At 34.1% G+C, this 15,606-nt stretch carries 16 protein-coding genes; 14 read left to right on the forward strand and 2 right to left on the reverse strand.

Annotation, left to right across the window (positions count from 1 at the left end; all coding sequences use genetic code 11):
• Nucleotides 1-54: 54 nt before the first annotated feature.
• From MN581_RS01115 to coaE, 5 genes are all read left to right on the forward strand, one after another.
• Entirely contained in the window at nucleotides 55-396 is a 342-nt protein-coding gene (locus MN581_RS01115; protein ID WP_241699216.1) for a GntR family transcriptional regulator, read from the forward strand.
• A complete protein-coding gene (locus MN581_RS01120) occupies nucleotides 380-1,456 on the forward strand; it encodes a DUF5808 domain-containing protein (RefSeq protein ID WP_117972296.1) in 1,077 nt (358 codons plus the stop codon). The genes MN581_RS01115 and MN581_RS01120 overlap by 17 nt, the downstream gene beginning before the upstream one ends.
• Nucleotides 1,457-1,717: 261 nt before the next feature.
• A complete protein-coding gene (polA, locus tag MN581_RS01125) occupies nucleotides 1,718-4,369 on the forward strand; it encodes a DNA polymerase I (RefSeq protein ID WP_241698987.1) in 2,652 nt (883 codons plus the stop codon).
• Between the two features lie 18 nt (nucleotides 4,370-4,387).
• Nucleotides 4,388-5,218, forward strand: coding sequence for a DNA-formamidopyrimidine glycosylase (gene mutM, locus MN581_RS01130; RefSeq protein WP_241698988.1), 831 nt, complete (start codon nucleotides 4,388-4,390; stop codon nucleotides 5,216-5,218).
• A 13-nt stretch (nucleotides 5,219-5,231) separates the two neighbouring features.
• Nucleotides 5,232-5,825, forward strand: coding sequence for a dephospho-CoA kinase (coaE, locus tag MN581_RS01135; protein ID WP_241698989.1), 594 nt, complete (start codon nucleotides 5,232-5,234; stop codon nucleotides 5,823-5,825).
• A gap of 41 nt (nucleotides 5,826-5,866) precedes the next feature.
• Here the strand turns inward: coaE and MN581_RS01140 are convergent, their stop codons facing one another.
• Entirely contained in the window at nucleotides 5,867-7,483 is a 1,617-nt protein-coding gene (locus MN581_RS01140) for an MFS transporter (RefSeq protein WP_241698990.1), read from the reverse strand.
• Nucleotides 7,484-7,790: 307 nt separating this feature from the next.
• On the opposite strand from MN581_RS01140, the gene nrdR reads away from it, so the two are divergent.
• The 5 genes from nrdR (at nucleotide 7,791) to rpmF (ending at nucleotide 11,495) form a co-directional block, all read left to right on the forward strand.
• On the forward strand, nucleotides 7,791-8,255 hold the full coding sequence (gene nrdR, locus MN581_RS01145) for a transcriptional regulator NrdR (protein WP_117972301.1): 465 nt from the start codon (nucleotides 7,791-7,793) through the stop codon (nucleotides 8,253-8,255).
• A 22-nt stretch (nucleotides 8,256-8,277) separates the two neighbouring features.
• Nucleotides 8,278-9,684, forward strand: a complete 1,407-nt coding sequence (locus MN581_RS01150) for a DnaD domain protein (RefSeq protein WP_117972302.1) — start codon at nucleotides 8,278-8,280, stop codon at nucleotides 9,682-9,684.
• Nucleotides 9,681-10,613, forward strand: a complete 933-nt coding sequence (gene dnaI, locus MN581_RS01155) for a primosomal protein DnaI (protein ID WP_117972303.1) — start codon at nucleotides 9,681-9,683, stop codon at nucleotides 10,611-10,613. The genes MN581_RS01150 and dnaI overlap by 4 nt, the downstream gene beginning before the upstream one ends.
• 86 nt (nucleotides 10,614-10,699) lie before the next feature.
• Entirely contained in the window at nucleotides 10,700-11,257 is a 558-nt protein-coding gene (locus MN581_RS01160; protein WP_241698991.1) for a YceD family protein, read from the forward strand.
• A 58-nt stretch (nucleotides 11,258-11,315) separates the two neighbouring features.
• The gene (gene rpmF, locus MN581_RS01165; RefSeq protein ID WP_071456833.1) at nucleotides 11,316-11,495 is read left to right on the forward strand and encodes a 50S ribosomal protein L32; all 180 of its coding nucleotides are present in this window, start codon (nucleotides 11,316-11,318) and stop codon (nucleotides 11,493-11,495) included.
• A 46-nt stretch (nucleotides 11,496-11,541) separates the two neighbouring features.
• Here the strand turns inward: rpmF and plsY are convergent, their stop codons facing one another.
• A complete protein-coding gene (gene plsY, locus MN581_RS01170; RefSeq protein WP_117972305.1) occupies nucleotides 11,542-12,174 on the reverse strand; it encodes a glycerol-3-phosphate 1-O-acyltransferase PlsY in 633 nt (210 codons plus the stop codon).
• A gap of 131 nt (nucleotides 12,175-12,305) precedes the next feature.
• On the opposite strand from plsY, the gene MN581_RS01175 reads away from it, so the two are divergent.
• From MN581_RS01175 to phnE, 4 genes are all read left to right on the forward strand, one after another.
• Nucleotides 12,306-12,722, forward strand: a complete 417-nt coding sequence (locus MN581_RS01175) for a CoA-binding protein (RefSeq protein WP_117972306.1) — start codon at nucleotides 12,306-12,308, stop codon at nucleotides 12,720-12,722.
• 186 nt (nucleotides 12,723-12,908) lie between these two features.
• On the forward strand, nucleotides 12,909-13,964 hold the full coding sequence (locus MN581_RS01180; RefSeq protein WP_118249643.1) for a PhnD/SsuA/transferrin family substrate-binding protein: 1,056 nt from the start codon (nucleotides 12,909-12,911) through the stop codon (nucleotides 13,962-13,964).
• A 76-nt stretch (nucleotides 13,965-14,040) separates the two neighbouring features.
• A complete protein-coding gene (gene phnC, locus MN581_RS01185) occupies nucleotides 14,041-14,790 on the forward strand; it encodes a phosphonate ABC transporter ATP-binding protein (RefSeq protein ID WP_117972308.1) in 750 nt (249 codons plus the stop codon).
• A 2-nt stretch (nucleotides 14,791-14,792) separates the two neighbouring features.
• Complete coding sequence (gene phnE, locus MN581_RS01190; protein ID WP_117972309.1) at nucleotides 14,793-15,593, forward strand: phosphonate ABC transporter, permease protein PhnE; 801 nt, start codon at nucleotides 14,793-14,795, stop codon at nucleotides 15,591-15,593.
• Nucleotides 15,594-15,606: the final 13 nt, after the last annotated feature.

The following is a 15,606-nucleotide window of genomic DNA, read 5'->3' on the forward strand; positions in this document are numbered from 1 at the left end:
GAGACCATGATAGAGATTGATACAGAGAGTATTATCCCAATATATAGTCAGCTAATGTTTCAAATAAAGCGAGCAATTGTATTAGGGAATCTAAAGAGGGGGCAAAGTATGCCAAGCGTGAGATCGCTGGCTGGAGATATTGGTGTGAATTTGCATACGATTAATAAAGCGTACAAATTACTTGTAGAAGAGGGTGTATTGGTTCAAGAAAAAAAAGGCTTTACAGTGAGTTGTGAAAAACCAATTCAAACCAGTGAAGAAAATAAAAAACAAATTCAACAAAAATTAGATGAAATTATTATTGATGGGTTAATTTTTGATCTAGATATAGAGGCATTAATTGAGCAAAGATTAAATATACTTGAAGGATGTGAAATAAATGATTTGGATAATTAGTGCGTTACTTTTATTTTTAGGGTTTTCAATGTCTATGACACCTTACATAACACAAAGAGGGATTATTTTTGGTGTGACTTTATCAAAAGAAACCGATGACATCATTCAGTTAAAGAAACGATATTTTAATCAAAATATGCTATTAAGCATAGTGATGATACTATTGTTTATTTTTTTTGATAAAGGATTAAATCTATCAGAGGAAACATTGAGCATTATAATGGTGGTCTTTATCTCTCTTCAAATGGTATTTGGGATTGTCGCCTATTTCATTGCGAATCGACAAGTAGCATGTTATAAAAACCAACTAATTAAAGAAGGCTATCAACCAAACAAAAAAATGGTGCTTGATTTAAATTACCGAGAAACTATGACGATTTTTCCGACGTGGTTATTAGTTGCTATTCAACTTATTATTATCGCAATCGAAATAATTATCACGATCAAACATCAAGCAATTATCCCTAATAAAATCATCATGCAATGGGATTTTCAAGGAAATCCTACAAGAATAGTTGATAAAACATGGTTTAATATTTATTCTTTACCCATTATTCAATTAGTCATGGTATTTATATTAAGCATCACCAATGAATCATATAAACGTGGCAAACAACGAGTGATGAATAATCAATCAGTTAAATGGAGTCAGTCTTTTAGAAAAATATCTTCTTATGTAGGAGTAGTGATTGCGGTATTAGTCCAAATCACGATATTTAGTATCCAAATGACCAGTGTGGTACCACTGCTCACTGAGAAGACACTGTTTAAAATATTCATTATCCTTTTAGGACTCATGTTACTCACTATTATCAGTTTAATGGTGATTTATGGACAAAGTGGTTCTAGATTAAATCCGTCAAGTGTGATACCACAAGCCTATGATGATGATAAATACTGGAAATGGGGGATGTTTTATTATAATCGAGAGGATCCATCCTTTTGGGTTGAAAAGCGAATGGGGATTGGCATGACGATTAATCTGGCTAATTGGAAAGCAGTCGCATTTGTGGTGATACCGATTGTTTTTATGTTAGGCGTGTCGTTTTTTATTAGTTAACGATCAAAACACAGAATCTAAGGGTTTTGTGTTTTTTTATTAATTATTATTGGTATGGCTGGCAATGAATAGAAATCATTTTTTTTTATTTTACTGGTTATTATAAAGATTTATTTACATAAACTATTATCGCAAACAAGATAATCTTTCAAAAGAATAATGCAGCTAGACAAAAATAAACCCCTTTAGGATTTTTAACTTTCGCAATAGCATGTAAAATTTGATAGAATATTAACAGAAGAATAGAAATGGAGTGTCATAATGACAAAGAAAAAATTATTATTAGTCGATGGAAATAGTATTGCATTTAGAGGATTCTATGCACTCTATCAATCATTAGAACGGTTTAAAAATAACAATGGATTACATACAAATGCGTTATATGCAGTCAATAATATGTTAGAAAATATATTAGCTAAAGAAGAACCAACTCATGTATTAGTAGCATTTGATGCAGGGAAAACAACCTTTAGACATGCGTTTTACGAAGATTATAAAGCGGGACGAGCAAAAACACCAAGTGAATTTAAGGAACAAATGCCTTATTTACGAGATTTAATTGAAGGTCTTGGGATGAAGCATTTTGAACTAGATAATTATGAAGCAGATGATATCATTGGAACACTTGCGACAAACTATGCCTCGGAGGAAATAGATGTTGTGGTGTTATCTGGAGATAAAGATTTAACTCAACTAGCAAGTGAGCACACGAAAGTGGATGTAACGGTGAAAGGTGTCAGTGAAATCGAAAGTTATACACCTGAGCATATTATGGAAAAATATGAATTAACTCCGTCACAAATTGTCGACATGAAAGGTCTAGCAGGAGATCAATCAGATAATATTCCTGGTGTCACTAAAATTGGTGAAAAAACAGCTATCAAGTTATTAAAAGAGTATGGCACAGTTGAAGGTATCTATGAACACATTGATGATATGAAAAAAAGTAAAATGAAAGAAAATCTGATCAATGAAAAAGACATTGCCTTATTAAGTAAAAAACTAGCCACCATTGATACAAATGTTCCACTCGATATGACGCTAGATGATTTAGTTTATAATGGGAAAGATTTAGAAAAGTTGATTCCTTTTTATAAAGAAATGGATTTTAATTCATTCTTGGCAAAATTAGATACCAGTCATGTAGAAAGTGATTTAGTTGAAAAAGTCGCGATTCATTATGAGGTTGTGTCAGATTTAAGGGAAGATATGTTTACTTCAGATATGACGTTTTATGCAGAGATGTTAGGAGAAAATTATCATACTTCCCCAATTGTTGGGTTTGCTTTTGGAAACAAAGAAAAAGTCTATGTGACAGATAATATGGACTTACTTTCGCATCCATTGTTGGTTCAATGGCTTCAAGACAATGAAAAAACGAAAAAAGTTTTTGATGCAAAAAGACAATATGTAGCGTTAAATCGTTATCACATTAAACTTGAAAATGTTAAATTTGATATGCTCTTAGCTGCGTATTTAGCTGATTCAACGAATAATAGTGAAGACTTAGCTCAAATCGCTCATTTTTATGATTATTATGATGTGGATCGTGATGAAGTGGTTTATAGTAAAGGAGCGAAGAAAGGGTTACCTGAATCCATTGACACGTTATATGAGCATTTAGCTCGTAAGGTTATCGCAATAGACTCATTGTATGAGCCAATCATGACCGATCTTGAAGATAAAAACCAAGCTGATTTATTTTATAATATCGAATTACCAATTGCCTTGATTTTAGCTGATATGGAAATAGAAGGCATTACGGTGAATGCGAGTCGATTGCAAGAAATGAAAGGCGAATTTGCTGAGAGATTAAGTGAGATTGAACAAACGATTTACGGTATTGCCGGCGAAGAGTTTAACATTAACTCGCCAAAACAATTGGGTGTGATTTTATTTGAAAAAATGGGATTGCCTGTTATTAAGAAAACAAAAACCGGTTATTCGACAGCGGTTGACGTATTAGAAAAATTACAGGGTGAGTCACCCATTATTGATAGTATTTTGTCTTATCGACAGTTAGCTAAAATTCAATCAACGTACGTGGAAGGATTATTAAAAGTCATTTTTGAAGATAATAAAATCCATACCAGATACATTCAAACACTAACTCAAACAGGGCGACTAAGCTCAGTTGACCCTAATTTGCAAAATATTCCAATTCGATTGGAAGAAGGACGTCAAATTCGTCAAGCATTTGTTCCACGACAAAAGGGATGGAAATTGTTCGCATCCGACTATTCTCAAATTGAGTTGCGTGTGTTAGCGGCTATTTCTGATGATGAACATTTAAAAGAAGCGTTTATTGAAGGAATGGATATTCATTCAAGTACAGCGATGCGTGTGTTTGGTATTGAAAAAGCTGAAGACGTAGATAGCAATATGCGTCGCCAAGCAAAAGCCGTTAACTTTGGGATTGTGTATGGGATTAGTGATTATGGTTTATCACAAAATTTAGGCATTACACGAAAAGAAGCGCAAGAGTTCATCGACCGTTACTTTACAATGTATCCAGGTGTTAAAAAATATATGGAAGACATTGTGCGAGAAGCAAAAGATAAGGGATATGTTGAAACGATGTATCATCGTCGCCGTTATTTACCAGATATCAATGCTAGAAACTTTAATCTGCGCTCATTTGCTGAAAGAACAGCGATTAACACGCCAATTCAAGGAAGTGCTGCTGATATTTTAAAAATTGCGATGATTCAGATACATAAACGATTAAAAGAAGAAAACCTGCAAGCAACGATGTTGTTACAAGTACACGATGAGTTAGTATTTGAAGCACCAGAGGAAGAAATTCCAGTCTTGCAACAATTAGTCGAAGAAACCATGAATCATGCCGTTGAATTATCTGTCCCACTTAGAGCAGATAGTAGTTATGGTGACACATGGTATGATGCCAAATAAGATAAAGGGGTAGAGTGAATGCCTGAATTACCAGAAGTTGAAACAGTCAGAAAAGGACTGGTTCAACTTGTTAAGGGAAAAGAAATTAGTAATGTTATCGTCGATTGGGGAAGAATTATTGAGTCCCCTGAAGTAGACGAATTTATTCATACATTAGTTGGTCAAACGATTTTAGATGTGGACAGACGTGGTAAATTTTTGATTTTTAAATTAAGTCAAAATGATATGATTAGTCATTTACGAATGGAAGGAAAATTTGAATATCATAGTCAAACTGATGAGATTCAAAAACACACGCACGTTCGTTTTCAATTTACTGATGGAACAGAATTACGTTATCTCGATGTGAGAAAATTTGGTCGCTTATCATTAGAACCTAAAGGACTGGGTGAAGAGTACAAAGGAATTAAAAAACTTGGTCCAGAACCTATTTTACCTGATTTTGATTTAGAGGTTTTTAAACAGCAATTAAAGAAAAAACATCGTGCTATTAAGCCACTATTATTAGATCAAACACTTGTCACAGGGTTAGGCAATATTTATGTAGACGAAGCATTGTATCAATCGTGTATTCATCCAGAGCAGATAGCATCAAAACTAACGGACAATGAAGTTGAAACACTTCATCAATCTATTATTGATGTCTTAGCGACAGCTGTAGAGGCTGGTGGAACCACCATTAGAACGTATAAAAATGCCTTAGGAGATGCTGGCCATTTTCAAGTGTATTTATCGGCATACGGTAAACAAGGTGAACCTTGCAAACGCTGTGGTCATACGATTGAAAAAATAAAGGTCGCCCAACGTGGCACGCACTTTTGTCCTATCTGTCAAGTCACTCATGATTAGGGGGGAGTCAACGATGACTTATTTATTAGGGTTAACTGGCGGTATTGCTTCTGGAAAATCAACGATTAGTGAATTTTTTAAATCAAAAAATATTCCAGTGATTGATGCAGACATCGTTGCTAGAGAAGTGGTAGAGCCTAATACAACTGGGTTAAATCAGATTGTGGCTCATTTTGGTGAAGAGATTCTGTTGTCTAATGGAAAACTTAATCGAAAAAAATTAGGATCGATTATTTTTGAGGATGAAAAAAAAAGAGAACAATTAAATACCATACTGTCAAAAGAAATTCGTCAAAATATTTTAGAGAAAGTGACTTATTTCCAGTCGAGAAAAGCACCTCTCATTGTGCTTGATATTCCACTTCTTTATGAAGGAGCATATGATGAGATGGTAGATAGTGTCATGGTTTGTTATGTACCGAAAAAGACTCAATTACACCGATTAATGTTGCGTGATGGGTTAAATGAGGAAGACGCCTTGAAACGAATTGATAGTCAAATGAGTTTGGATGATAAAAAAAATCTGGCTGATACAATAATTGACAATAGTGGATCAATCGAAGAAACATTAAAACAAGTCGATAATTGGCTAACACACTTTTCATAAAAAAACCACCTGAGCGTTTTCGTTCAGGTGGTTTCGTTTTTTTATTCTGTTGCTTTATCTTTTCGTTTATAAAGACCAAACGTTAAAATAAAACTAATAAACATAATAATGGAGGCAATACCGATTGTTTTAACCACACTATTTGTAAAGTTGTGATCTAATTTTGTAACAATATTAGCTTGAATTGATTTTGTTAAATGCAATGTTTCAGGATTTGATTGTTTTAACACACGAATAGATGATCCTGCACTATCAATCACACTTGATTCAAGTGAATGTTGGACTTGTGTTGGTAATCCAACATTGTCTAACGTATTTGGAATATCATGTTGTAATTGTAAACCAAATACTGTTCCAATAATCGCAATTCCTAAAGCTGAACCAATTTGACGAACAGTGGATTGGATACTTGATCCTTGACCAGATTGAGCAGGAGGCACATCTTTTAATACAATTGACGTTAATTGAGCAGATGCAAAACCTAATCCGATACCGTATACGACTAACCAAACAATAATCCAAGTTAAGCCATTATTTGGATCAACGGTTTTAAAGAAACCGAAAAATCCAAGTGTTTCTAGGAATAATCCAAGAGAAACAACAAATGAAGCAGATGTTTTTTCAACAATAAAGGATGCCATTCCACCAGCTAAAAAGGCACCAAGTCCCATCATCGCTAAAATAGCACCTGATTTAATTGGACTAAGTGTTAAAATATTTTGTAAAAATAGTGGTAATAAGAATAACAAACCTGATTCCCCAATTGCCACAATCCCTGCAATCGTGTTACCCAATGAAAAACTTTTGAATTTAAATAGTGATAAATCAAGTAAATGAGATTTATTTGTTTTACTTAAATGTGCTTCCCAAACTAAGAATAAAGCAAAGAAAATAGCTCCTACAACAAGTAGGGTTGGGATGATAGATAAGTTAAAGAGAGTGGGATGATCGCCTTTTACGTGCCACCAACCATAATTACGTCCTTCAATAATACCAAATACTAATAAAATTAACCCAATAGTTGATAAAATAAAGCCAATAAAATCAAAACCATTCGTCATCTTTTCACCATAAGTTTCAGGTAAAAATTTTAAAGCCGCTAAAATAATAAATAAACCAATTGGTAAATTAATCCAGAAAATCCAGTGCCATGTCATATAAGTGGTAAAATACCCACCTAACAATGGTCCAATAGCTGCCATACCAGAAATCACTGAGCCCCATACAGCAAAAGCGACAATACGATCTTTTCCAAAGAACAGTGCATTAACAGCTGATAAGGTAGTTGGTAAAACCGTAGCTCCTCCAATACCTTGCATGGTTCTAGCAGCTAACATAAAGGTAATATCTTTTGAAAAACTAGCCATTATAGAGCCAACTAAAAAAATAATGATTCCAGTAATGAGCATTTTTTTTCGACCAAAATTATCTGCAATGCGTCCCATGGTAATTAATAAAGAAGAGAAAATTAAAGAATAAAGCGTAATAATCCATTCAGCATCTGTAAAAGATAATTTTAAATCTTTCATAATGACGGGTAAAGACACATTAACAATGGTTCCATCTATTACAACTAGAGATACAGACAGAGCGAGTACGGCTAATGCCCACCATTTATGTTTGACAGTTTGTTGTTGTGCAGTTGTAGTATCTGCCACATTGAACACCTCACTTAATATAGTTATTTACGTTTCTATATTACACCTAAAGTGACGATGTGTCACACAGTTTGCGATATTAACACATATTTTTTACATAGTCATAAAATAGTCACTATTTAAAGGGAAATAGTCACTATTAAATACAAAATAATTAGAAAAGATTTCTTGTTTTTTAGTATGGAGAAAAATTTGTTATAATGGCTTAATCCGTCTAAACTAGTTTGCCTATACCAATAGTGGTGTTACATGTTATAATAGTGCTACTATTTTGTCTATTGAGACAGTTTATGAAGAGGTGAAAAAAATGCAATGTCCAAAATGTAGCTATAATGGATCGCGAGTAGTAGATAGTCGTCCTGCAGATGACAATCGTGCTATTCGTCGTAGAAGAGAATGTGAAAAGTGTGGTTTTCGTTTTACCACATTCGAGCGTATTGAAGTTGCTCCTTTACTTGTTATAAAGAAAAATGGGGCAAGAGAAGAGTTTAATCGCGAAAAAATACTAAGAGGTTTGGTCCGTTCAGCTGAAAAAAGACCAGTGTCAATGGATCAGATGGAACAAGTCGTTGAGCGCATAGAAAATAGAGTCCGACAAAAAGGAGATAATGAAGTATCGACGAATCTAATTGGAGAATATGTCATGGAAGAATTAGTCAATCTTGATGAGATTGCCTATATTCGTTTTGCCAGTGTCTATCGCCAGTTTAAAGATATGAGTGTCTTTTTGAAAGAGTTACAAGAAATTATTGATAAAGAAAAACATGATTAGAAAGTGAAGTGAGTATTAGGTGATGAACACACAGACCCATTTAAAGCCTAAAGATACATTTGAAGTTCATGGTTATTGCCTGTTAAATGGAGAAGATACACGTGTTTTGAACCTACTGTATCAACCAATCATTGGTGGGAATGCTTTAATGCTATATCATAACTTATTAAGCAATGTATCGGTATTTAAGAAACCAACCGCTCATTTTGTGTTACAAGATATAATAAATAATGGGCTTCAGGAATTATATCAATCACGTATCAAGTTAGAAGCTATAGGTCTATTAAAAACTTATGTTAGAAAAAAAGATGAGGGGTATCATTATATCTATCTATTAGCAAATGTTTTACCACCGCATATTTTTTTAGCTGATGATGTCTTGAGTCTATTATTATTAGACAGGGTGGGAGAACAACGATTTCAATTATTAGTTGACATGTTTCAACCTGATCAACCTGATTTATCAGATTATAGCGATATTACGAATAAGTATACTGATACGTTCCAGTTAAGTTCTGAGCGATTAATCCCATCTAATAAATTAATTGAACAAACAAATCAAATCATGAAGCAAATGCCAACATCTGTTAAACCCACGCTAGAAAGTGAAACATTTGATTGGGAATTTTTCGTAGATAACTTGTCTGGTTTAAACATTGATCAAACCTTTTTAACCAATGAATTTAAACCACTTGTTTACACAATTCATGGCTTATATGGCATAAATGAACTAGAGATGGTGAGTCATGTCAAATATTGTTTAGACTATGTCACAAACAAAATTGATGTGACAGAATTTAAACGTCATATTTATAAAAAATATCATCAAGCTAAATCGACAGCATTGAATGTAAAAAACAATCAAGTGACACCATTAACGCTTAAAGAACAAGATCAAGCAATTGAACGTCATAAAAATGATTTGAAACATCAAGGATTTTCTCCAGAAGAGATTGCCGTGATTACATCGTGTGAAAGAATTGCCCCCCTTATTTTTTTAAAAGCCATTAAAGAACAAAAAAATGGATTTGTCGCGCAAAATGAACGTTGGACGATTGAAAATTTAAAAGCTCAATCTAACTTGCCGGATGAAGTGATTAATATGTTAATTCATTATTCATTGGTCGTGTTAAACAATCCATCACTTAATCAAAATATGGTGAATACGATTGCGAATAATTGGGCACAAAATAAAGTGTTTAAAGCATCTGAAGCTTTAAAACAAGTGAAAAACTTCAAACAAGAATCGACTAAGAAAGCAACAAGCAAGAATTATCGTCGAAACTACTCGACAAAACCAACGAGAAAAGAAACATTACCAGACTGGGCGACAGATGACAGTCGAAAAGAAACGCCTCTTTCAGGAGAAGAATTATCTCTGTTAGAGCAACAATTAAAGAAATTTAATCAAGGTGGTGAGTCATCATGAAACATATTAATCAACAACTGAATCGAACCGTTAATAACCAAAATATCCAAGACCGTCTAGTTAAACTAATGGAAATTGTGCAAAAAGATCAAGATGTTCAAACGTTTATTGCAGAGCATCGTGATCAGTTGACCGATGATGATATTTTAAAAAGTTCAGCTAAACTATATGAGTTTGTCAAAGAAAAAGAAAAATTTCTTACCAATGACGCCAGTATGATTGCCCCAGGATACGAGCCAAAACTATTTTTAAATCATCATTTTATTGATGTTACCTATGTTCCGACTGAAGAACTATTGAAGAAAAAAGAGTATGAGACCATTCGCAATCGCGTACAAGCCATTTCTATGCCAAAAGACATAAAAGACGCCTCATTAGATCAGTTTAATATTACGGCTGAGAGAAAAGAAGCATTGAGTGAAGCCATAATGTTTATGAATGATTACTATGAAAACCCCAAAGAATTTCATCAAGGACTATACTTGTATGGTACATTTGGCGTAGGAAAGACTTATTTGTTAGGAGCTATTGCAAATGGATTAGCAACAAAAGGGATTCGAACGACCATTATCCATTTTCCAACCTTTTGTGTGGAGATGAAGCAATCCATTAAAGATGACAGCGTCGCATCAAAAATTGATACCGTAAAAAAAACACCCATCCTGATGCTGGATGATATCGGGGCTGATTCTATGAGTGCCTGGATACGAGATGATGTATTGGGAGTTATTTTACAATACCGTATGCAAGAAAAACTACCAACCTTTTTTTCTTCTAACTTAGATATGAAACAGTTAGAGGAAGAACACCTTCGTTTTTCACAAAAGGGAGACGATGAACCATTGAAAGCAAAACGTATTATGGAGCGAATTAAGTATCTTTCAAAGCAAATCACCATGATTGGTGAAAACCGCCGATTGGATAATTAAAGTAAACCCTATGATGTTATTAAAAACTGATTGACAAAGGAATTACAGACTAGTATAATTATTTTTGTTGCTTAAGGAGTGATAGAATGAAGTGGGCATTGTCCGAATTAAATAAGTTTAGAGGAAGTCAAGTTGATTTCTTAGAAACAATTGATTTATCAGCCTCTTTAAAGAAAAGAGAACCATCTATTATTGATATTTCTCCAATTAAAGTCAATGGGTTTTTAGAAGTCGATGAGATAGGTTATTATGCTCATATGACGATGGAAACCATTCTTACTGTTCCATCATCTCGTTCGTTAGAACCTGTGGAATTGCCATTAAATCTTCTGATTGATGAAGAATACATGACACCAAAACAGTATGATGCATTGAAAGATGTACCAGAAGATGATAAAAACTTGATAATTATTTTGGAAAAAGATTTGATTGATTTAACAGAAGCAATTGAAGATTTTATCCTATTAAATTTACCATTACAAGTCTTAACAGAAGAAGAAAAGCAATCAACAGAATTACCAAAAGGTGACTTTTGGCAAGTTGTTTCAGAAGATGATATTAAGGTAGAACACGAAACTGAAGCAGCATCAACCATTGATCCTCGTCTTGCTAAATTATCTGACTTTTTCAAGGAAGATGAGTAGTAGGATTGGAATATATGTGACTTGTCACGTATTTAAGTTAGTAGGGAGGTGTATCTAAATGGCAGTACCAAAAAGAAAAACGTCAAAAGCTCGTAAAAATAGACGTCGTACTCATTACAAATTGTCTGCACCAGGTTTAACAGCTTGCAGTAACTGTGGTGAAATGAGAAAATCTCATCATGTGTGCCCTTCATGTGGTCATTATGATGGAAAAGACGTTATGACTAAAGAAGCATAATTACATTTTTATAGAAAATGTAAAACCGTTAGACTAACCATGGAGTCTAACGGTTTTTTGTTTTTCTTAAACCAAAATTTACTTTGCTTTCTGTCCCTGCTTTGATTCGCTTGATATTATCGCGGTGACGAATAATAATAAATAATGTAATCGCCACAGCAAGTGTGGTTAATAACCAGTTTTGTTTAGCTAAAATAAATGGTGCGTAAATTGGTAATACTATAGTAGAAATGGTAATAATAATCGCACTAATCATGCTTGATAAACTAACTGTACTAGTTAAAAATAAAAAGATGATAAACAAACTAGCTGAATAGATGAAAAAAGTCGGTGAATAGGCTAGTAACATCCCAGCGCTTGTCGCCACAGCTTTACCACCTTTAAAGTGTCCAAATATTGGAAAAGTATGTCCCAATATCGCGGCGACACCAAACCACAATGGATCAATTGATAAACCAAACCACATTGGTAAACAAGTTGCTACCGTTCCTTTTAGGATATCCATAAATAATACGGCTGTTCCAGCTCGTTTTCCTAATACACGGAAAGTATTGGTTGTCCCAGTATTACCACTACCAAATTCTCTAATATCTTTATGATAAAAAATCTTGCCAATCCAAACCCCTGATTGTATCGAGCCTAACAAGTAGGCTAATATAAATAACGAAATAGTTTTCACGTTGTATCCTCCTTAAGGTCAGTCATTATTTTACCATGAAATATACGGGTGAACAATTGAGAGAGGCACTTTAAAGGAAGTAAATGGTAAATTTTGTTATAATTGACCTATAAAATAGGGAGGTCATTAATATGGCATATAAAGATTTAGGCGACAAAAAAGTAAAAGAGATTTTAACTAATGCAAAGACTATCGCAGTTGTTGGTCTAAGTGATAATCCTGAAAAAACAAGTTACCGTGTAGCAGAAGTCATGCAAAATGCTGGATATAAGATTATTCCAGTTAATCCAATGAAAGAAGGGAAAACGATTTTAGGTGAAAAAGTCTATCCTTCTATTGAATCAGTTGATCAACCAATTGATATTGTCGATGTCTTTAGACCAAGTTCAGCATTAGTTGATGTGGCGAAAGATTTCTTAAAATCAGGTGCACCCGTTTTTTGGGCACAACTAGGAATAGAAAATGATGAAGCAGCTGACCTTTTATATGATAGCGGGATAACAGATGTTATCATGAATCGCTGTATTAAAATCGAATTACAAAAATAAAAAACAAGTGCATTTTTGCACTTGTTTTTTTAATCTTCCTTTACCGTTAATTTAATGTAAAAGTAAGGTAAAATATTCGTTTTTAAGACATTTTTTTGTAAATGTAATTGCTTTTATATTGTTAAATGCTATAATTTAAGAGTGTTCAAGTATGTGAATACAGACGATTAAAAGGAGGAACGAGTGTTGTTTAAAAAAGTTGTGAAGTATACAGGTCTAGTTGCATTGGTAGCAACTTTAGGCGCATGTGGTAGCGATTCTGCTAAAGATAAAGGTAGCGAATCAAGTAAAGGTAAGGATGACAAAACCATTGAAACATTATCAGTTGGTTTTGTCCCATCAAGAGATCCAGAGGAAATTGTTTCAGCAACAGAACCTCTGAAAGAATTAATGCAAAAAGAGTTAAAAGAACAAGGATACGATGTTAAAAAAATCGATATCACTGTTGGAACTAACTTTGAAGCTGTTGGTGAGTCACTAGATTCAGGTACACTTGACATTGGATTTATTCCAGGTGGTACATATGTATTATATGATCAAGGGGCAGAACCTATCTTAACTGCAACACGTTCTGGATTGTCAATCGACTCAGACGAAGCAAAAGTTTGGAATGAAAATAAACCAACTGAGCCAACTGACAAGCAAGTTGATTCTTACCGTGCGTTAATGATTGCTGGACCATCTTCAAAAGGCCAAGCAGTTGCTGATAAAGTAAATAAAGGTGAAAAAGTATCATGGGATGATTTAAATAACCTTTCATGGAGTGTGATGAGTTCATCTTCTCCAGCTGGATATATTTACCCAAGTCTATGGTTAAACGAAAACTACGACAAAAAAATCACTGATTTAAAAAATATCGTTCAATCAGATTCTTACGGTAGTGCCTTTGCTCGTTTAGCTTCAGGTCAAGTTGATGTGGTATTAACTTATGCTGATGCTCGTCGTGACAATGAAGAAAACTGGAAAAAAGAGTTTGGCCGCGACAAATCTATCTGGGATGAAACAAACGTTATTGGTGTAACACCAGCGATTTATAACGATACTATCTCAGTAAGTAAAAACTCAAAAACAATGACAGATGATTTGAAAAAAGCGTTACAAAAATCATTTATCAACATCGCTAAAACAGATGAAGGTAAAAAAGTTATCGGTATCTACAGTCATGAAGGCTATGTCGAAGCAAATCCTAAAGACTATGATAATGAACGAAAAGCACAAAAATTAGTTCAAGACGCTAAATAAATTTAAGAAAAACGACACGTCAAACTGCGATCATCTCTTTTGATGATGGCAGTTTGTTTTTAGAAAGGATTTTAAGATGATAAAGTTTGATAATGTCCAAATGGTTTATCCAAATGGTTATGTGGGATTAAAAGATATTGATTTAGAAATTGAACAAGGTGAGTTTGTTGCAATCATCGGACTATCAGGAGCAGGTAAATCAACCTTAATTCGTTGCGTCAACCGTATGCATGACATTACAGAAGGAACATTGATGGTTAATGAGACAAACGTTGGCAAAATTAAAGGAAAAGAAATTAGAGCGTTTCGTCGTCAAATTGGAATGATTTTCCAATCATTTAATTTGATTACTCGTGCAACTGTATTAAAAAATGTCATGATTTCGTCTGTTCCAGAACTTCCTTGGTGGAGACGTGTGTTTGGTATTTTTCCAGAAGACGTCAAAGTGACAGCTTTAGAGTCTCTTGATAACGTTGGAATTTTAGACAAAGCGTTTGTCAGAGTGGATCAACTATCTGGTGGGCAACAACAACGTGTGGCCTTAGCTAGAACACTCGCCAGTCATCCTGAAGTGATATTAGCCGATGAGCCAGTTGCCGCTCTTGATCCTGTCACAGCAAAAACGGTCATGGATGATTTTAAACGCATTAACAAAGATTTAAATATTTCCGTATTAATTAATATTCACCATGTTGATTTGGCATTAGAATATGCTGATCGAGTGATTGGAATTAGACAAGGACAAATCGTGTATGATGGTCCATCAAAAGACGTGACAGAAGATGTGTTATCAACCATTTATGATGGGGATAAGAAAGGAGAGTAACCATGCGTAAAAAAACGATCACTTTGCCGAATGGAAAACAAGTCGTTCAAAAAGCATCTTACACTCCGCTCATTGTGTTATTGGTTCTTATTTTCATGTACATCTCTATACAAGTAACACAATTTAACTTCACGCAATTACTAACTCGTGGCGATCAGTTTTTTGTGATGCTAAAAGCTATGTTTCCACCTAAAATGGACTTTTTAAGTAAAGTTTGGACACCACTGTTTGACACGATTAAAATGTCACTCTTAGGGTCACTTATTGGGGCATTATTAGCTGTTCCATTTGCTATATTGGCTTCTAATAATATTGTAAAAAACCGCTTTGTTTCGTCATTATTCAAATTGATTTTAAGTTTCTTACGAACATTACCAACGATTGTTATTGCATTAATCGCAACCTTTGTATTTGGTTTAGGAACAATGGCAGGAACTGTTGCTATTTTTATTTTTACTATCTCTTATGTTGGTAAATTAACGTACGAACAAATCGAATCACTGGATATGTCGACATTTGAAGCACTAGAATCAATGGGGCTAACACGTTTGCAAGCCTTTCGTTATAGTGTGATTCCAGCTATTTTACCATCTTATCTATCGACATCTTTATTTAACTTCGAAGGAAACTTACGATATGCCTCCATTTTAGGGTATGTTGGAGCCGGTGGGTTAGGTATCTTGTTGAATGAACAATTGGGTTGGCGTGATTATGGAAATGTTGGGACGATTTTAGTGGTCTTAGTTATCACTGTTGGCATCATCGAAACAATCAGTGAATATTTCCGCAAAAAATTACAATAGAAAAGGAAGACAT

Source organism: Vagococcus sp. CY53-2, assembly GCF_022604695.1.
Taxonomy (GTDB): Bacteria; Bacillota; Bacilli; order Lactobacillales; family Vagococcaceae; genus Vagococcus.